The sequence below is a fragment of the Methylobacterium nodulans ORS 2060 genome (assembly GCF_000022085.1).
In the GTDB taxonomy this organism is placed as follows: Bacteria; Pseudomonadota; Alphaproteobacteria; order Rhizobiales; family Beijerinckiaceae; genus Methylobacterium; species Methylobacterium nodulans.
Genome location: NC_011894.1, coordinates 4,263,757 through 4,280,965 on the forward strand (window position 1 = coordinate 4,263,757; position 17,209 = coordinate 4,280,965).

Here is a 17,209-nt window from a genome sequence, read left to right on the forward strand (position 1 = left end):
GTGACCACGCGCATCCCACCATTGCCGCCGGCGAGGGCTCAGGTCCTCGCCGGGGCCTATGAGGCGGCCGTCGCGGGCGCGCGACGGCGCAGCCTCGCGGCGCTCGTTCTCGTCCTCGCCCTCGTGCTGGTCGCCGGGGTGATGGCGGAGGTGCGGCCGCTCACCTTCGTCCAGAATATCGAGAACTTCACCGCCTACATCGCCCAGATCCTGCCGTCGCTCTCACCCGCGACGCTGCCGGGCGATCTCGCCGCCTGGTACTGGGGCCTGCCGAAATGGCTTTCGCTTCTCGGCGAGACGCTGCTGATGGCCTATCTCGGCACGCTGTTCGGGGGCCTCGCCGCCTTCGCGCTCTGCTTCCTCGCCTCGGCCAATCTCGTGCGCTCCCGCATCCTCTGCTTTGCGACGCGCCGGCTGCTCGAACTCTTCCGCACCGTGCCGGAGGTGGTCTTCGCCCTGATCTTCGTGATCGCCTTCGGCCTCGGGCCGATGGTCGGGGTGCTCGCCCTCGCCATCCACACGGCCGGGGCGCTCGGCAAGCTCTTCGCGGAGGTGGTCGAGAACATCGACATGAAGCCCGTCGAGGGCCTGACCGCGAGCGGCGCCTCCTGGGTGGAGACGGTGCGCTTCGCCGTCGTCCCGCAGGTGCTGTCGAACTTCGCCTCCTACGGGCTCCTGCGCTTCGAGATCAACGTGCGGGGCGCAGGGGTAATGGGCTTCGTCGGCGCGGGCGGGATCGGCCAGGAGTTCCTCGTGGCGATCCGCAACTTCTACTACACTGACGTGAGCGCGATCCTGCTCCTCATCATCCTGACCGTGATCGGCATCGACATCGCGACCGAGCGGCTGCGTCATCATCTGCTCGGACGGGAGATCGCCCGATGAGCCGTCCGGCCTCCGCCCTGCGGCGCGCCGCGCTCGCCGATCTCGCGGGCCTCAGGAGCCGCCATCCCGACGCGTTCGCGACGCCGCTCCGGCACCGGCTGACGGTGATCGGCATCGTGGCGGCCGTCCTCGGGCTCGCGATCTTCGGGATGGTGCGGCTCGACTTCTCGCTGTGGCGCATCCTCGCGGGGCTCCATCGCCTCGGCGAATTCGCCGTGCTGATGCTGCCGCCCTCCTCTGGCGGGCAGCTCACGGCCTTCCTGAAGGCGCTCGGCGAGACGCTCGCCATCGCCTTCCTCGGCACGCTGACGGCGGCCCTGTTCGCCTTCCCGGTCGCATTCCTCGCCGCCCGCAACGCGGCGCCGAACCTGTTCGTGCGCTTCGCGGCCAAGCGCGGCTTCGACGTGATCCGCTCGGTCGACGTGCTGATCTGGGCGCTGATCTGGATCAACGTCGTCGGGCTCGGCCCCTTCGCGGGGGCGCTCGCCATCGCCTGCGCGGATTTCGGCGCGCTCGGCAAGCTCTTCGCCGAGGCCATCGAGACCGCCGACCGCAAGCCCCAGGAGGGCGTGACGGCCGCGGGCGGCGGGGCGCTCCACCGCCTCCGCTTCGGCCTCCTGCCGGGCGTGCTGCCGGTGCTCGCGAGCCAGGTGCTCTACTACTTCGAATCGAACACCCGCTCGGCGACCATCATCGGCATCGTCGGCGCGGGGGGCATCGGCCAGTACCTGACGGAGCTGATCCGGGTGCTGGAGATGCAGCAGGTCGCCTTCCTGGTGCTGATGATCCTGGTGACGGTGGCGGCGATCGATTTCGTCTCCGGCCGGCTGCGGCAGGCGATCATCGGCAAGGTGGTGCACTAAGCAGGTTTCGGACAAGTACCTTGCGGTTTTCCGTCAAAAACCTGCGACATGTCATACAGTTTCCGGCTGATCCGTTCGGAGACGAGAGGGCGCGGGAACCCCTCTCCCGTGCGGGAGAGGGGTTCCCGCGCCCTCTCGTCTCCGAACGGATCAACTGGAAGCCGTATCAAAAGCCTAAGCAGGATCCGTTCACGTTAGAACAGATCCTGCCTGTGCATGACGCTGATGTGATGATTATTCCGACGCCGCAACGACCGCCGGCGGTCGTTGCGGATAACGAGCCCGTCTCGAACTACCGATCCAGCACGGCGCGATCGTTCTTGGCCACCAGGGTGCGGAAATAGGGCGTCAGATCGCTTTCCGTGAGGCCGAAGGCCTGTGCGAACTGCATGATCAACTGCTGTTCGCCCGGCTCCGCCTCGCCATCCGCCATCGCGCTGTCGATCATGTTCAGGATGATGCAGAGCCGCTGCTCCGGCCGCAGGTTGGGCGCGGCGTCGGCCAGGAACTGAGCCGGCTGCGTGGAGCGGGAGTACCGCAGGACGGCGTCCAGCTGCTGGCGTGTCACGTTACGACCCAGCACCGACATGAGATGACCGATCTCCTCCGGGTCCACCTCGCCATCGGCTCCCATGCAATAGATCAATGAGACGGCAAGGCAGTTCCGCGGGGTGAGATCAAGGGATGCCTGCGACTTGAACATGTTGAACATCATCGTGTCTCCCTGCGCGGCGCGCGATCGGCAGCGCCGGCGGGTTCATAGGCAAGGAGTATATTTTTGTCGAATGTCCGGGACCGAGACGGGTGGCATCTTTTATTTGCGCATTCCGGGATGATTTCTTCGACGAACACGTAACAGGGGCGCCGGACCGGCATCCATTCCGCCCGGCATGTCCCGGCGCATGTCAGCCCTCCACCACCAGTTCCACCCGGTCGGCGACGAACAGGCTGCGCGTCGCCTGGATGCGCGTGCCCGCCGCATCGACGTTGACGCTCGCGATGGTGATCAGGACCCGGCCGGGCGCGAGGTCGAGCCGCGCGGCCTCGTCGGCGGCGGCCACGCGGGCGCCGATCCGGGTCGAGAGGCGGGTGTAGTCGGCGATCCCGTATTCCGCATAGGCGCGGGTGATCGAGCCGAGGGCCGCATAGGCGCGGTCGAAGCCCGCGAAGCGGGGCAGGGGAAGGCAGGTGCGCGCCGTCGAAATCGGCGTGCCGTCTGCCCGGTGCACGGTCAGCAGTTCGAGCACCGGATCGCCGACGCCGATTCCGAGATCCTCCGCGAGCCCATCGTCGGCCGGGATGGACGCGGCTGCGATGAGGTCGCCCCAGGCCTCGCGCCCCGCCCGCGACACGATCTCCGAGAAGCGCGTGCGCAGTCCGATCGGATAGGCGAGGCGGGGCGCCTCCACGAAGGTGCCGCGCCCCTGCGTCGCCCGCACCAGCCCGCGCTCCGCCAGTGCCGCGAGCGCCCGGCGGACCGTGTGCCGGTTCACGCCGAACCGGGCCGCCAGGGCCGCTTCCGTCGGCAGCTGGGCTCCGGCCGCGAGCCGGCCGGCCTCGATCTCGGCCGCCAGCCCGTCCGCGATCTGCCGCCATGCCGCCAGACCTTCGCCGCGGCTCAGCGCCGTCACCGGGGTGTCGCCGCTCTCGCCCATACCATCACCCGAATTGCCGTTGCCCTGCGCAGAGAGGTTGTCTATACAATTAGACAAATCGGAACACCCATCACACTCATGCCGGATCGCACTCCAACACCAGGCGGGACAGAGACGCCAGACACCGCCGCGCGCCGCGCCGTGATGGCCCTGTGCGGGCAGGCGACCCGGGAGGAGCTGCGGACCGCCCTCGCGGCGATCGGGCCCATGGGCGAGGTGGAGGATCTCCGCCCCGCCGAGACCGGGCTGGTGATGGCCCGCGGGCGCATCGGCGGCGACGGGCGCCCGTTCAACTGGGGCGAGATGACGGTGACCCGGGCGGCGATCCGGTTGGCCGCGGGCGAGACGGGCTTTGCCTATCATCTCGGCCGCGACCGCGCGAGGGCGCGGCTCGCCGCGATCCTTGATGCCCTCTGGCAGCGTCCCGACACACGGGCAGCCGTCGAGGCGGCCCTCGCGCCACTCGCGGCCCGGCGCGCGGCGGAGGCGGAGGCGGAGGCCCGGCGCATCGCGGCGACGCGGGTCAACTTCTTCACCATGGCGCGCGGAGAGGATTGATGGCGCTCGCTCCCGGTCTCAGCGATCCGGTCCATGACGGGCAGGCCGTCTTCCGGGCCGTCATGGATGCGCTCGCCCGCCCCGGCCGGATCCAGGCCATGGCCATCGCCCTGGCGCCGCCGCCCCCGCTCACGCCCGAACTCGCCGCCGTAGCGCTCGCGCTGACCGATGCGGATGCGCCGGTCTGGCTCGACCCGGCGCTTGCCGCGCAGGCGGAGGTCGCGCAGTTCCTGCGCTTCCACACCGGCGCGCCGATCGTGGCCGAGTCGGAGGCGGCCGCCTTCGCCCTCATCGCCGATCCGGCTCGCTGCCCGGACTTCTCTCGCTTCGCGCAAGGCGAGCCCGCCTATCCGGATCGTTCCGCCACCCTGGTGATGGCGGTGGAGGCGCTGGCGGAGGCGGGGGGCGTCATTCTCGAAGGCCCCGGCATCCGCGGCCAAGCCCGCCTCTCGGCCTCTCCGCTGCCGGCGGATTTCGTGGCCCGGATGGGCCGGAACCGGGCCGCCTTTCCGCTCGGAATCGACCTCCTGCTGACGGCGCCCGGCCGCATCGCCGGCCTGCCCCGCTCGACCCGCGTGACGGAGGGGTGAACCCATGTACGTGGCCGTGAAGGGCGGCGAGGCCGCCATCGCCAATGCCCACCGCCTCCTCGCGGAGGAGCGCCGGGGCGACCCCGCCGTGCCCGACCTCTCCGTGGCGCAGATCGCCGAGCAGATGAGCCTCCTCGTCGACCGGGTGATGACGGAGGGCTCGCTCTACGATCCCGACCTCGCCGCGCTCGCCCTCAAGCAGGCGCGCGGCGACCTGATCGAGGCCGTTTTTCTGGTGCGCGCCTACCGCACCACGCTCACCCGCTTCGGCGCCGCCGAGCCGGTGGAGACCGGCGCCATGAATCTGCGGCGGCGGATCTCCGCCACCTTCAAGGATCTGCCCGGCGGGCAGGTGCTCGGGCCCACCTTCGACTACACGCACCGGCTGATCGATTTCGCCCTCGCCGCTGGGGGCGAGGTGCCCGCCGCCGCCGAGGCCGAGCCGGAGCCGGGGCCGGCCCCGCGCGTGACCGATCTCCTCGGGCATGACGGCCTGATCGAGCCCTCGCCGCCGGATGCGGGCGAGCCCGTCGGCGATCTCACCCGCGAGCCGATCGACTTTCCCGCCGACCGGGCGGTGCGGCTGCAGGCGCTCGCCCGGGGCGATGAGGGCTTCGTCCTGGCGCTCGGCTACTCGACCCAGCGCGGCTATGGCCGCACCCACCCCTTCGTGGGCGAGATCCGCGTCGGCGAGGTGGAGGTGGAGTTCGTGCCGGAGGAACTCGGCTTTCCGGTGCCCCTCGGGCGCGTGGCGCTCACCGAGTGCCAGATGGTGAACCAGTTCAAGGGCAGCGCCGAAAAACCGCCGCAATTCACCCGCGGCTACGGCCTCGCCTTCGGGCAAAGCGAGCGCAAGGCGATGGCCATGGCGCTGGTGGACCGTTCGCTGCGGGCGGCCGAACTGGGCGAGCCGGTCGCCTCGCCCGCCCAGGACCAGGAATTCGTCCTCGCCCATTGCGACGCGCTTCAGGCGACGGGCTTCGTCGAGCACCTGAAGCTGCCCCATTACGTGGATTTCCAGGCCGAGCTGGAACTGGTGCGCCGGATGCGCGCCGAGCACGCCGCCGCGCAGGAGGCCGCCGAATGAGCGCGACGCTGCTTCACGACGCTGCGGTCGAGGCTCCGCATCCCGGCTACAACTTCGCCTATCTGGACGAGGGCACCAAGCGGATGATCCGCCGGGCGATCCTCAAGGCCATCGCGGTGCCCGGCTACCAAGTGCCCTTCGCCTCGCGCGAGATGCCGATGCCCTATGGCTGGGGCACCGGCGGCGTGCAGGTGACGGCGGCGATCCTCGGCCGGCGGGACGTGCTCAAGGTCATCGACCAGGGCTCGGACGACACCACCAACGCCGTCTCCATCCGCGCCTTCTTCGCCCGCACGGCCGGCGTCGCGGTGACCACCCGCACCGCCGAGGCGACGGTGATCCAGACCCGCCACCGCATCCCCGAGCACCCGCTCGCCGAGGGCCAGACCCTCGTCTACCAGGTGCCGATCCCCGAGCCGCTGCGCTTCCTCGAACCGCGCGAGACCGAGACGCGCCAGCTCCATGCCCTCGCCGAATACGGGCTGATGCATGTCAAGCTCTACGAGGACATCGCCCGGCACGGGCACATCGCCACCACCTACGCCTATCCGGTCGAGGTGGCGGGCCGTTACGTGATGGACCCGTCCCCGACCCCGAAATTCGACAACCCGAAGATGGATGATTGTCCGGCCCTGCAGCTCTTCGGAGCGGGGCGCGAGAAGCGCATCTACGCGGTGCCGCCCTATACGCGGGTGAGGAGCCTCGATTTCGAGGACCATCCGTTCCGGGTGCAGCATTTCGAGCGCCCCTGCGCCCTCTGCGGAGCCCGGGAAGTCTATCTCGACGAGGTGCTGCTCGACGATGCCGGAGGGCGGATGTTCGTCTGCTCGGACACGGATTTCTGCGAGGAGCGCCGCGCCGCCGGCCATCAGGGGGAGGGCGTGTGACGATGGAACCGCTTCTGCGCATCCGCGGCCTCACCAAACGCTACGGCGCCCGGCTCGGCTGCGCCGACATCTCCTTCGACCTCGATCCGGGCGAGGTGCTGGCCATCGTCGGCGAATCCGGCTCCGGCAAGTCGACCCTGCTGTCGCTGATCGCCCGCGAGCTCGAACCCGATGCCGGCGAGGTTCTGTTCCGGATGCGCGACGGGCGGCTTTCCGATCTCGCCGCCCTGTCGGCGGCCGAGCGGCGCCACCTCATGCGCACCGATTGGGGCTTCATCCGGCAGGATGCGGCGCAAGGGTTGCGCCTTGCCGTCTCGGCCGGCGGAAATGTCGGCGAGCGGCTGATGGGGGTGGGCGCCCGGCATTACGGAAGGATCCGATCCGCTGCCCTCGACTGGCTCGCCAAGGTCGAGATCGCGTCCGACCGCATCGACGACACCCCGGCGAGTTTTTCCGGCGGCATGCGCCAGCGCCTGCAAATCGCCCGCAACCTCGTCACCGGCCCGCGCCTCGTGCTGATGGACGAGCCGACCTCGGGCCTCGACGTCTCGGTGCAGGCCCGGCTCCTCGACCTGATCCGCCGCCTCGTCGCGGAACTCGGCCTCGCTGTCGTCATCGTCACCCACGATCTCGCGGTGGCCCGGCTCCTCTCCCACCGCATGATCGTGATGCGGGCCGGGCGCGTGGTCGAGACCGGCCTCACCGATCAGGTGCTCGACGATCCCGCCGAGCCCTACACGCAGCTCCTCGTCTCCTCGGTGCTCGCCGCATGACCCCGCTCATCGCCTTCGAGGATGTCGCCAAGACCTTCACGCTCCACCTGCGCGGGGGCGTGCGGCTGCCGGTGGTCTCCCGCGTGAGCCTGGAGGTGCGCCCGGGCGAATGCGTGGTGCTCGGCGGGCCCTCCGGGGCGGGGAAATCCTCGCTCCTGAAGATGGCCTACGGCAACTACCGGATCGATGCGGGCGCCATCCGCATCCGGGACGGGGCACGCCTCGTCGATGTGGCGACGGCGGAGCCGCGGCAGGTGCTGGCCCTGCGCCGCCGGGTCGTCGCCTATGTCTCGCAATTCCTGCGCGTGATCCCGCGGGTCGGCGCCCGCGCCGTGGTCGAGGAGGCCGGCCGCGAGGGCGGCCTGTCGCCGGAGGAGGCCGAGTGCCGCGCCGCCGCGCTGCTCACCCGCCTCAACCTGCCCGAGCGCCTGTGGGATCTGCCCCCCGCCACTTTCTCAGGCGGCGAGCAGCAGCGGGTGAACATCGCGCGCGGCTTCATCGCCGACAAGCCGCTGCTGCTCCTCGACGAGCCCACCGCCTCCCTCGACGCGACGAATCGCGCGGTCGTGCTGGAGCTGATCCGCGAGAAACAGGCGGCCGGGGCCGGCCTCCTCGGCATCTTCCACGATGCCGAGATGCGGGAGGCGGTCGCCACCCGCATCCTCGATGTCACTCACTTCCGCGACCGTGCGGCGGCCTGAAGGGCGAGACCCCCCAGCGAGACCCCCCATGACCGAGATGATCCTCGACAACGCCACCCTCGTCCTGCCCGACCGGGTGCAGACCGGCTGGCTCGCCGTTGCGGATGGCCGCATCGCCGAGATCGGCGAGGGGAGGGCGCCGGAGCGCGGGCTCGACCTTGCGGGCGACCACCTGATCCCCGGCCTCATCGAGCTCCACACCGATCACCTGGAGAGCCACTATGCCCCGCGGCCGGGGGTGCGCTGGCACCCGCTCGGCGCCGTCCTCGCCTATGACGCGCAGATCGCGGCCTCGGGCATCACCACGGTGTTCGACAGTCTGCGGGCGGGCAGCGATCCGGACGGCAGCGGCCTTGGTCCCGAGCTGATGCTTCTGGCCGCGGCGATCGACGGGGCGCGCAGCGCCGGCCTGTTCCGGGCCGAGCACCGCACGCATCTGCGCTGCGAGCTTCCCTCGGAGGACGTGCTCGAATCCGTGCGGAGCTTCACTGACCGCTTCCCCATCGGCCTGATCTCGCTGATGGACCACACGCCGGGCCAGCGCCAGTTCCGCGACATCACGAAGTACTACCAGTATGCCGGCCGCGGCGGGCGTTCCATGGAGGCCATCAAGGCGGGGACCGAGCGCAAGATCCGCGAGGGCCAGGCCCTCACCGCAATCAACCGGCCGGCCTTGGTGGAACTGGCGCGGGCGCGCGGCATTGCGCTCGCGAGCCACGACGACACCACCCTCGACGATGTCGCCCTCGCGCGCCGCGAAGGGGTGGCGCTGGCCGAGTTCCCGACCACCGCCGAGGCGGCCGAGGCGGCCCGGGCGGCGGAGATCACCGTGATGATGGGCGCCCCGAACCTGATCCGCGGCGGCTCGCATTCCGGCAATGTCGCGGCCGAGGATCTCGCCCGGGCCGGGCATCTCGACATCCTCTCCTCCGACTATGTGCCGGCGAGCCTGATCCTGGCGGCCTTCTTGCTCCCGCAGCGCGTGGCCTCCATCACCCTGCCGCAGGCCCTTGCCACCGTGACGGCGAACCCCGCCCGCGCCACCGGCCTGCACGACCGCGGTGCCCTGGCGGCGGGCCTGAGGGCCGACCTCGTCCGGGTCCACCTCGCCGACGGGGTGCCGGTGGTCCGTCAGGTCTGGCGCGGCGGCGAGCGGGTGGCGTGACGATGAGGCCGGGCGGCTTCGTGCTCGTCGTCGGCCCGAGCGGGGCCGGCAAGGATACGTTGATCCGCCTCGCGCGGGCGGCGCTCGCGGACGAGCCCCGCTTCGTCTTCCCGCGCCGCCTCGTGACGCGGCCGCCCTCCGCCCACGAGGACAACGACGAGATCGGCGAGGCCGCCTTCGCCGAGGGCGAGGCCAGCGGCCGCTTCGCCCTGTCGTGGCACGCGCATGGGCTCGGCTATGCGCTCCCGCGCGAGACGGTGGCGCTGGCGCAGGCCGGGCAGGTCGTGGTCGTCAACATCTCCCGCCGCATCGTGGCCGAGGCCCGCGCCCGCCTGCCCCGGGTGAGCGTCGTGGCGGTGACGGCGCCGCCCGCTGTGCTGGCGGCGCGTCTGGCAGTGCGGGGTCGCCCGGAGGATGGCGACATCGCCGCCCGCCTCGCCCGCCAGGCCCCGGACGAGGCCGACCTCACCATCGTCAATGACGGCCCGCCGGAGGACGGGGCCGCGCGGCTCGTGGCTCACCTGCGGGCGCGCTGACAAAAGCGCTCTGACCCAGCGGAAGCGGCCCACTTGCGAAAGCTGTCTGTGCCGCCATGATCTTCGCTCTCGCTCGCGCGTTGCTGCTCGGGCGGTACGGACCTGCGTCGGGCGGGGGTCCGCATCGAGGGAGACGGGAAGGCCAGGATGACGACGCCGCGTGAGACCGAATTGAAGCTCGAATTCGAGGCGTCCGACCTCGCAACCTTGAGCGGGCACCCGCTGCTCGGCGGGAGCGCGGCGGAGGAGCGGCTCACCTCCGTCTATTTCGACACCGAGGACCGGCGCCTCAGCGAGGCCGGCTACACCCTGCGGGTGCGCAGCAACGGGGCGCGGCACATCCAGACGGTCAAGGCCGCCGGAACGGGGGCCGGGCTGTTCGAGCGGCCGGAATGGGAATGGGTCATCAAGGGAGCCGAGCCGGACCTGACGCCGCTCTGCGACACGCCGGTGGCCGACCTGCTCGACCGGAAATCCACGCTCAAGCCGCTGTTCTCGGCCGCGGTGGAGCGGTCGGTGCGGGCCATCGACCGCGGCGACACGCGCATCGAGGTCGCGCTCGACCGTGGGCGGATCACGGCGATCGACGGCGCCATCGACCGCGTCGCCCCGATCAACGAACTCGAACTCGAGCTGAAGGGCGGCACCGCCGCCGATCTGTTCGCGCTCGCCCGGGACCTCAACGCGAGCGTGCCGCTGCGCCTCGGCGTGATGACGAAGGCCGAGCGGGGCTTTGCTCTTCTGGCGGGCCGGCTCGACCGCTTCAGCAAGGCGGAGCCGCTTCGCCTGGACCCGGCGATGAGCGCCGGGGCGGCCTTGCAGGCGATCGCTCAGGCCTGTCTGCGGCACATGCGGCGCAACGAGGAGGCGCTGCTCGCCCACCGCGAGGTGGAGGCGCTGCATCAGCTGCGCGTGTCCTTGCGGCGGCTGCGCTCCGCCTTCTCGCTGTTCGGGGACCTCGTGGACGATGCCCGTTCGCCGGGTCTGCGCGCCGAGCTCAAGCGCCTGAGCGAGCCGTTCGGCGTTGCCCGCAACCTCGACGTCTTCCTCCGGAGCACGCTGCCGGCCGAGCGGGAGCGCCGGCCGGACGAGGCGGGCCTGCTCAACCTGGAGAAGCATCTCGAGGGCGAGCGCACCAAGGCCTACGATGCCGTGGTCGCCATCCTCCGCAGCGCCGAGTGGCGGCTCTTTCTGCTCGACCTCGTGGCCTGGGTCGATGCGGGCCCCTGGCTCGCGCCGGATGCTCCGCAGGCCGACCGGCGCGACGGCCCGGCGCGCGCCTTCGCGGCCGAGGAGCTGGAGCGCCGCCGCCGCAAGCTGAAGAAGCGCGGGCGCGGGCTCGACGAGCTCGATCCCGAGGCGCGCCATCAAGTGCGCATTGCGGCGAAGAAGCTGCGCTACGGGGCCGAGTTCTTCGGCAGCCTCTATCCCAAGCCGAAGGCTGCCAAGCGCCACAAGGTCTTCGTCGGCGCGCTCTCGGACCTGCAGGATTGCCTCGGCGACCTCAACGACATCTCGACCGCGCACAGATTGACGGAGGATCTCACGCGCGGCGCCCCCGATTCCGCCATCTTCGCCGCGGGCCTGACCACGGCGGACATGGAGGAGCGCACCGCGCGGCTCCTCGCCGCCGCCGCCAAGGCGCATGCGGCCCTGATCGATGTCCGGCCCTTCTGGCGCTGAGACCAACGGTCATTTTCATGTGACCGTTGGTTCCGCTCTCGCATTGTCGCCAAGCCTCTGGCTTGGTGTCGACAATTCGAGATGGATCAACGGCCCGATGCGTGAGCATGCGCGGCAGCATCTTGGGCCGGTGGTATAAGATCCAGCGCGGCGCCTGTCAGCGTCGCGGCGCCAGCGCGTAGAGCGTGATGGCCGCGGCGTTCGACACGTTGAGGCTCTTGATGGCGCCCGGGAAATCGAGCCGGGCCATCACGTCGCAGCACTCCCTGGTGCGCTGGCGCAGCCCCTTGCCCTCGGCCCCGAGCACGATGACGAGGGGGGGCGCCGGCGTCACCTGATCGAGGGGCACCGGTGCCTCGGAATCGAGGCCGATGCGGGTGAAGCCGCGCTCGCCGAGGTCGATCAGGGCCTCGGCGAGGTTGCGCACGGTCACGAAGGGCACGTGTTCGAGCCCGCCCGAGGCCGATTTGGCGAGCACGCCCGTGGCGGCGGGAGAGTGCCGCGCCGTGGTCACGATGGCCGTGACGTTGAAGGCGGCGGCCGTCCGCACGATCGCGCCGACATTGTGCGGATCGGTGATCTGGTCGAGGGCGAGCAGCACCGCATCCGGCGGCAGCGTATCGAAGGCTGGGGCCCGGAGCGGCTCGGCTTCGAGATAGAGGCCCTGATGCACGGCATCCGGACCGACGAGGGCCGAAATCTCGCCCGGCCGGACCATCTGCGGGACGATGCGCAGCTCGCCCAGTTCCGCGGCAAGTCGCGCCAGCGCGTTCTCGGTGGCGAGCAGCCGATGCAGGCCGCGCCCCGGATTACGCAGCGCCTCCGTCACCGGATGCCATCCATAGAGGATGATCCGGTCATCCCCGGCCGGTGCCGCTCTCCGGTCCGCTCCGCTCCGGTGCCGCCGATCCCGGGGCGCCGTCCGCTTCGTCATCATTCGCTCGTCTCCCGCCGCCCTGCGGCGAGCCGACAAGACGCAGGCCGCCGACCGCGTCAACCCCATCAATCCAGTTGCCCGCGGCAGCGAAGGTCACTATAGGGTCCCCACCGCGCGAGCGCCCTTCGTCTAGCGGTCTAGGACGTCGCCCTTTCACGGCGAAAACACGGGTTCGAGTCCCGTAGGGCGCGCCAGCAATTTCAATAACTTAGCAGGCGGCGCGGATCATTCGTCGAATATCGGTCGAATATACGCCCCTGGGCGGTGGTGGACATCCACGGACAGACGCGTGTCAGGTGTGGCTCCAACGACCGCCGCGGCGACGCACGCACGAAGCGTCGCCGGCTGATGGATGATTGGGGCGCCTACATCGAGGCGGGCGCCCCGGTCTCTGGCAAGCCGTCGAGATAGGTCTGGAGATCGTCGCGCAGGATGATGGTCGATCCGTCGAGCTTCCGGGCGACGATCTCTCCACGCGCGATCAGCTCCCAGACCTTGGAGCGGCTGACACCGATCGCGGCAGCCGCATCATCGACGCGATAGGCGAGGGGGTCTGCGGGCCGCCGCGGCTCGGATCGGCGCTTCACGGATCGCTCCTGTGCCGGTGTCTCGTTCTGGCCGGGGATGCGCTCAGCCCTGCGCATGGCTCACCTCCTCTCTTCGTTGTTGCGTCCGAGGCTCGCCAGCGCGAGCCCGATCAGGCCGATGGCGCAGCCCAGCCAGTGCACGGCCCGCCAGCCGTAGTGCGTGAAGGCGAACAGGATGGCCAGGGCGGTGCTGCCGAGCAGGATGGCGTCGAAGGTGCTCACCGGCCGCCCTCCTGAGCAGATGCGGCGCCATAGACCTCGGCTGCTCGGCGCAGATCCTGCATGCTGATGCTGCGACGCAGGCCGTCCACGATGACTTCGCCGATCTCGCCTTCGAAGCCGTCGGCCAGCGCGTAGCGGGCGTACGCCACGAAGGGCTTTAGCGCCTCGCGCAGGCGGACGATCTCGTCCACTCGGTCGCCCAGATCGCACAGCGCCTCCTGGTGCTCCGTTCTGAGCGCAGCGAAAGCCGCCTCCGTGGCCGCGACGAGCTTCTTGTGCTCGGCGACGGTCAGTTGGCCTTGCCGGGCGGCCTCCGCCACCCGCTGCCACACCGCCCGGCCCTCGGGCGGGAGGTCGTCCCAAGCCGGGGCGGCACCGCGCGGCCCGAGCGTCATGTTGGCAAAGCGCGCCTCGTAGGCGGCGCGGGCGGGATCAACCGACATGGCTCACCTCCGCATTGTCGATCGCCATGTCCGGCTCGAGCCAGGCCGCCGCCATCGCGCAATAAACCGGCAGATCCGCCGCCGAGAGGTCGAACAGTGTCATGTTCTGACCGTCCAGGCTGATGAGGACGATCCTGTCGAGGCCGCACATCTTGGCGATGCGCCAGTTGATGCCGTCGAAGGTCAGGACGCAGTGATCGTCATGCTGGGCCGAGTGACGCCGGGTGCGCGGGCTATGCATGGCGCACCTCCGGCATCTCGTCCCAGGTGCGGCCGTCGAGGAGGCGGCCGGCGGCGGCCTTGCCGATCCGCAGGCATTCGGCGTCTTGGTCGTAGCGGCAGTGGTCGAAGCGCCCGAACCCGGGCCCGCCCGTCCAGCCGTCGAGGTGGCGCAGTTGGTCGACGTCGATCCAGTCGCCGTGCTGCTTGAAGTGATAGGCGACGCCCGCTGCGATGCACTGGTCGCGGATGGATCGCGCCCACTCCGCTCGCATAGGCCGCGCGCCCGGGCCGCTCTCGCCGCCGACGATCACGAGGTGGATGCCGGTGAGGTCAATCTCACCGAGATCCTCGAGCAGCGGCTCGCAGGACAGGAACCTCACCCGCGCCGGCACGGTCCTCAGCGCGTCGGGGTTCCGCAGCCGGGCGCGGTCCTCGATCGTCGTGCCGAGCCAGACGTTCGGCCAGCCCTCGCCCCAGGCCGGCGCGCCGGTCGCCGGGCCCGGCAGCATCTTGGCGATGTTCTGCGGGCGCTTCGTCAGCAGCATCCAATCGAGCTGCGGGGTCTGGCTGATCAAGTGCCAAGCGTCGTCGCGCCAGCGGCTCGGCACCTGGTTGTCGAAGAAGTCGGCCAGCGAGGCGCAGAAGACCCGGTGCCGCTCGCCGGCCGCGGCCGCGGCGCGGTCCCACTTCAAGGGCTGCTGCCAGTTCGAGGCGCTGGTCCGGCGGCGCTCGCCGGTCCAGAGGTGCGCCTGTCCGGTGCGCTTGGCCCAGGCCTCGGCGTAGCAGTGGTCACACGCCGGGCTGAGGCGAGTGCAGCCCACCCACGGATTGAAGGTGTGGTGGCACCATTCGATCTTGGTGTTTTCAGCCATGATCGTTTTCCCGGGCGCCGTGCATGAAGACGCCGAGCTGCACCGCGCCGCAGGTGCATGGGCCCGTCGGCGCGCGAGCGCCGTGGAAGTGGTTGGCTGGGCAGAGCGGGGCGTGCTTGTGATTGTCGGTGACCGCGGCGAACTCCGCCCGGATCTGGTCCAGGGCCTCGGCGTCGGTGGCGCCCTCGCCCTTGAATGAGCGGATGATCTGGCGGCCGAAGCTGTCCCGCTGGCCAGTGTCCCAGGTCATCAGCCAGAAAGTCTTGGTTTGGCCGTCCAGCCGATAGTCGTTGTGGACCGCGACCATCAGGCCCTTCTGCCGAAGACCATTGGGTGACCCGCGCAAGGCGTGCCAGACTTTCTCCATGTCGATCTGCTGCGGATTGCGGATCGCGATCTCGCGATCGAAGATGGTCGCCACGACGGCCCCCGTCAGAGTTCGGGATGAGCGGCAGCCGGGGCGTTCTCGGCCGCGCAGGTGCTGCACTGGTCCTCGCCGGCCCAGCCGCAGCCGCCCGGGCAGGCGTCCTCCTGGGTGCAGCCGCAGTCGCGGCAGATCCCGCCGAGGAGCGACGGGACGCGCGGTGTGATGCCGTCCTCGGCCTCCAGCGCGCCGTCCGGCAGCACGTCAGACACGGCTTGGTCGAGGAGATGCGGCAGCAGCTGGAGCGCAGCGCCCGCAGCGCGCTGGATGATGTCGCCCAGTCCATCCTCATAGACGCGCTGCCACAGTCGCCGGGTGACGACGAGCTCGATCGCGATAGCGCCGATCTCGGCCTTCTCCTCGTTGGTGAGGGTGACCCACACATCGGCGCCGTCGAAGCGGGGGAAGGCCGGGCCGGCCGCGGCCGCGGCTTGGGTCTCGGTCGTCATGGCCTCAACTCCGCAGCCATGGCGAGCGGGCCTGGACCGCCCGCGAGCCGCTGCAGCACCTCCTCGAGCGAGATGCAGATGTCAGTGGCGAGGAGCGCCATCAGCTCGGGCTCCTCGCCATCCTGGGTGAGGATCAGGCAGCGCTTGCCCTGACCGCAGAACCAGCCGGCTTCCAGGTGTGCGCTGCGCCCGCAGGGCAGAACGAGGACGCAGGTGTCGGCCCACTGCATGCCCCGCAGATCGCTGACGAAACCGCGGGCGGCGATCGGGTGCGTGGTCAGCAGGCGCCGGTACTCCGCGGCCGACCATGCCTCCCAATTCGGGTCGATCTCCGACCACGCGAAGCCCGGCACGCCATTGAAGGGGTTGCGGAAGTCGTAGACCTCGTGGCCCGCCGCGCGCAGCGCGGCGACGACCGCCGGCTGCTTCGGATTGCGCCAGGACGAGGCGACGTAGATGCGACGGGACAAGGTCACGCTCCCACAAACGAGAAGGCCGGGCCCGGGCCGAAGAAGCCTGCGATGTCGGCCATCACCGCCGCCGGCATCCGCCAGACGGCAGTGATCAACAGCTCGACGGCCGCGGCAGCGATGCTGATGAGATCGAAGAGGGAGAGGCGGTCAGGCATGCTCCGCCTCCGCCTGCTTGGCATCTTCGGCCTGGGTGCAGGCTGGGCACAGATGTTCGAGGTCTGAGCCTTCACCAGCGACGGAGCAGCCGTCGAAGGTCACGGTCTCCCGCGGCGCGAGGTAGATCTCCCCGCCGCGCACCGCGTCGGTGGCGAGGTCCATCAGATCCCAGCCTTTGGGGATCGCATCGCCGGTCTCCATCCGGACCGTGAAGTCCTTCCGGCAGCGGTCGCACTCGACGTGCGCGATCACGTTCTTGATGGTCACGGCATCACGCTCCTGCGGATGAGGGATCGGGGCGCCCTGAGGGCGGGGTAAGACGGGAGAGGGCGGCGGTCACGGTCTCACACCACCAATGAGCAGTAGGTCGCTAGCCAAGGTGGAGGTAAGTTTATCAGCGGGCCAGGGTCAGACTCATGCAGCGTTTGACAAGGACTCGAAGCCATATAGAGAAAGCGATCATTCACATTGTTCGCAACGTTCCGGGCAGCGAAAACATAAGATATTTTCGACTTATTGCGTCCACCGAATGTAATGAAGATCCTGGTGTCATTCTGTGTTTCGAGAATGGCGACGAGGCGGATTATCAGCTTCTTATTGAGGTGATCCGCCAGCTGGCGCACACAATGTTCCAGGTTTACGATGTGAAAGACGACTAGGCTCGTGCCGGCTGCGCACAGGTCTGTGAGGCGGGCGGAGGTCATGCCGCTTCCCTTTGACAAATGTAAGGGACGGCCGGGCACCCACGAGGCATACGCCCGCGGCGCAGGGGCGGATCTACATGAAGCGCAAGTCGAAGACGCGAACCGAAATCGCTGATATTCTCTTGCAGCACATTCGCCGCGTTCCTGGCGGCGAGCATATCAAAGGCATTCGGATCGGGCCACGCACCGACGTAACGGTTTTGCCTTCGTTCGTTATCGATGTGGATGCGCAAGCCGGTGACGAGGCGAACACGGCTGTCGACGCGATCCGCCGAATGATGCCGATCCTGTACGAAATCTATGACGTTAAGAACTTCGCGGTGCATTAGACGGAATA

Annotated in this window: 25 protein-coding genes and 1 tRNA gene; 13 read left to right on the top strand and 13 right to left on the bottom strand. The window is 69.8% G+C overall.

From position 1 onward, the window contains the following. Complete coding sequence (gene phnE / locus MNOD_RS19805) at positions 1-885, top strand: phosphonate ABC transporter, permease protein PhnE (RefSeq protein ID WP_015930728.1); 885 nt, start codon at positions 1-3, stop codon at positions 883-885. Then, on the top strand, positions 882-1,748 hold the full coding sequence (gene phnE, locus MNOD_RS19810; protein WP_015930729.1) for a phosphonate ABC transporter, permease protein PhnE: 867 nt from the start codon (positions 882-884) through the stop codon (positions 1,746-1,748). Before phnE (MNOD_RS19805) ends, phnE (MNOD_RS19810) begins: the two co-directional genes overlap by 4 nt. Before the next feature lie 292 nt (positions 1,749-2,040). Here phnE (MNOD_RS19810) and MNOD_RS19815 read toward each other — a convergent pair whose 3' ends face one another. Both MNOD_RS19815 and phnF read right to left on the bottom strand, forming a co-directional pair. After that, a complete protein-coding gene (locus tag MNOD_RS19815) occupies positions 2,041-2,463 on the bottom strand; it encodes a tellurite resistance TerB family protein (protein ID WP_015930730.1) in 423 nt (140 codons plus the stop codon). Positions 2,464-2,653: 190 nt separating this feature from the next. Then, positions 2,654-3,403 carry a phosphonate metabolism transcriptional regulator PhnF gene (gene phnF / locus MNOD_RS19820; protein ID WP_015930731.1) on the bottom strand — a complete coding sequence of 250 codons (750 nt, stop codon included), beginning with the start codon at positions 3,401-3,403 and terminating at the stop codon, positions 2,654-2,656. A 144-nt stretch (positions 3,404-3,547) separates the two neighbouring features. Here phnF and phnG point away from each other — a divergent pair, with 144 nt between their 5' ends. From phnG to MNOD_RS19865, 9 genes are all read left to right on the top strand, one after another. Next, entirely contained in the window at positions 3,548-3,961 is a 414-nt protein-coding gene (gene phnG, locus MNOD_RS19825; RefSeq protein ID WP_043749089.1) for a phosphonate C-P lyase system protein PhnG, read from the top strand. After that, a complete protein-coding gene (gene phnH / locus MNOD_RS19830; RefSeq protein WP_015930733.1) occupies positions 3,961-4,551 on the top strand; it encodes a phosphonate C-P lyase system protein PhnH in 591 nt (196 codons plus the stop codon). Before phnG ends, phnH begins: the two co-directional genes overlap by 1 nt. 4 nt (positions 4,552-4,555) lie before the next feature. Beyond that, positions 4,556-5,638 carry a carbon-phosphorus lyase complex subunit gene (locus MNOD_RS19835; RefSeq protein WP_015930734.1) on the top strand — a complete coding sequence of 361 codons (1,083 nt, stop codon included), beginning with the start codon at positions 4,556-4,558 and terminating at the stop codon, positions 5,636-5,638. Next, positions 5,635-6,525 (top strand): alpha-D-ribose 1-methylphosphonate 5-phosphate C-P-lyase PhnJ, encoded by an 891-nt coding sequence (locus tag MNOD_RS19840; protein WP_015930735.1) that lies wholly within the window; start codon positions 5,635-5,637, stop codon positions 6,523-6,525. The genes MNOD_RS19835 and MNOD_RS19840 overlap by 4 nt, the downstream gene beginning before the upstream one ends. 2 nt (positions 6,526-6,527) lie before the next feature. Next, a complete protein-coding gene (gene phnK / locus MNOD_RS19845; protein ID WP_015930736.1) occupies positions 6,528-7,298 on the top strand; it encodes a phosphonate C-P lyase system protein PhnK in 771 nt (256 codons plus the stop codon). Continuing rightward, positions 7,295-7,999: a phosphonate C-P lyase system protein PhnL gene (gene phnL, locus MNOD_RS19850; RefSeq protein WP_015930737.1), complete on the top strand. Its 705-nt coding sequence runs from the start codon at positions 7,295-7,297 to the stop codon at positions 7,997-7,999. Before phnK ends, phnL begins: the two co-directional genes overlap by 4 nt. Before the next feature lie 28 nt (positions 8,000-8,027). Further along, on the top strand, positions 8,028-9,164 hold the full coding sequence (locus tag MNOD_RS19855; protein WP_015930738.1) for an alpha-D-ribose 1-methylphosphonate 5-triphosphate diphosphatase: 1,137 nt from the start codon (positions 8,028-8,030) through the stop codon (positions 9,162-9,164). Between the two features lie 2 nt (positions 9,165-9,166). Then, positions 9,167-9,700: a phosphonate metabolism protein/1,5-bisphosphokinase (PRPP-forming) PhnN gene (gene phnN / locus MNOD_RS19860; RefSeq protein ID WP_015930739.1), complete on the top strand. Its 534-nt coding sequence runs from the start codon at positions 9,167-9,169 to the stop codon at positions 9,698-9,700. A 147-nt stretch (positions 9,701-9,847) separates the two neighbouring features. Further along, positions 9,848-11,383: a CYTH and CHAD domain-containing protein gene (locus MNOD_RS19865; RefSeq protein WP_015930740.1), complete on the top strand. Its 1,536-nt coding sequence runs from the start codon at positions 9,848-9,850 to the stop codon at positions 11,381-11,383. A 157-nt stretch (positions 11,384-11,540) separates the two neighbouring features. Here the strand turns inward: MNOD_RS19865 and MNOD_RS19870 are convergent, their stop codons facing one another. After that, positions 11,541-12,320 (bottom strand): TrmH family RNA methyltransferase, encoded by a 780-nt coding sequence (locus MNOD_RS19870; RefSeq protein WP_015930741.1) that lies wholly within the window; start codon positions 12,318-12,320, stop codon positions 11,541-11,543. A gap of 118 nt (positions 12,321-12,438) precedes the next feature. On the opposite strand from MNOD_RS19870, the gene MNOD_RS19875 reads away from it, so the two are divergent. Beyond that, positions 12,439-12,514 (top strand) — tRNA-Glu (locus MNOD_RS19875). A 171-nt stretch (positions 12,515-12,685) separates the two neighbouring features. Here MNOD_RS19875 and MNOD_RS19880 read toward each other — a convergent pair. The 10 genes from MNOD_RS19880 to MNOD_RS19915 are packed head-to-tail and all read right to left on the bottom strand — an operon-like array spanning position 12,686 to position 16,435. Beyond that, a complete protein-coding gene (locus MNOD_RS19880; RefSeq protein WP_015930742.1) occupies positions 12,686-12,964 on the bottom strand; it encodes a helix-turn-helix domain-containing protein in 279 nt (92 codons plus the stop codon). A gap of 3 nt (positions 12,965-12,967) precedes the next feature. After that, positions 12,968-13,129 carry a hypothetical protein gene (locus MNOD_RS48155; RefSeq protein WP_015930743.1) on the bottom strand — a complete coding sequence of 54 codons (162 nt, stop codon included), beginning with the start codon at positions 13,127-13,129 and terminating at the stop codon, positions 12,968-12,970. Next, positions 13,126-13,572 (bottom strand): hypothetical protein, encoded by a 447-nt coding sequence (locus MNOD_RS19885; protein ID WP_015930744.1) that lies wholly within the window; start codon positions 13,570-13,572, stop codon positions 13,126-13,128. Before MNOD_RS19885 ends, MNOD_RS48155 begins: the two co-directional genes overlap by 4 nt. Next, positions 13,562-13,813: a hypothetical protein gene (locus MNOD_RS19890; protein ID WP_015930745.1), complete on the bottom strand. Its 252-nt coding sequence runs from the start codon at positions 13,811-13,813 to the stop codon at positions 13,562-13,564. Before MNOD_RS19890 ends, MNOD_RS19885 begins: the two co-directional genes overlap by 11 nt. Then, positions 13,806-14,666, bottom strand: coding sequence for a phage Gp37/Gp68 family protein (locus MNOD_RS19895; protein WP_015930746.1), 861 nt, complete (start codon positions 14,664-14,666; stop codon positions 13,806-13,808). Before MNOD_RS19895 ends, MNOD_RS19890 begins: the two co-directional genes overlap by 8 nt. Continuing rightward, positions 14,659-15,087: a hypothetical protein gene (locus tag MNOD_RS19900; RefSeq protein ID WP_015930747.1), complete on the bottom strand. Its 429-nt coding sequence runs from the start codon at positions 15,085-15,087 to the stop codon at positions 14,659-14,661. The genes MNOD_RS19895 and MNOD_RS19900 overlap by 8 nt, the downstream gene beginning before the upstream one ends. Before the next feature lie 11 nt (positions 15,088-15,098). Next, positions 15,099-15,539: a hypothetical protein gene (locus MNOD_RS19905; protein WP_015930748.1), complete on the bottom strand. Its 441-nt coding sequence runs from the start codon at positions 15,537-15,539 to the stop codon at positions 15,099-15,101. Then, complete coding sequence (locus MNOD_RS19910) at positions 15,536-16,009, bottom strand: hypothetical protein (protein WP_015930749.1); 474 nt, start codon at positions 16,007-16,009, stop codon at positions 15,536-15,538. Before MNOD_RS19910 ends, MNOD_RS19905 begins: the two co-directional genes overlap by 4 nt. 2 nt (positions 16,010-16,011) lie before the next feature. After that, a complete protein-coding gene (locus tag MNOD_RS48160) occupies positions 16,012-16,167 on the bottom strand; it encodes a hypothetical protein (RefSeq protein WP_015930750.1) in 156 nt (51 codons plus the stop codon). After that, entirely contained in the window at positions 16,160-16,435 is a 276-nt protein-coding gene (locus MNOD_RS19915; RefSeq protein WP_015930751.1) for a hypothetical protein, read from the bottom strand. Before MNOD_RS19915 ends, MNOD_RS48160 begins: the two co-directional genes overlap by 8 nt. 514 nt (positions 16,436-16,949) lie before the next feature. On the opposite strand from MNOD_RS19915, the gene MNOD_RS19920 reads away from it, so the two are divergent. Then, on the top strand, positions 16,950-17,201 hold the full coding sequence (locus MNOD_RS19920; RefSeq protein WP_015930753.1) for a hypothetical protein: 252 nt from the start codon (positions 16,950-16,952) through the stop codon (positions 17,199-17,201). Positions 17,202-17,209 lie beyond the last annotated feature (8 nt).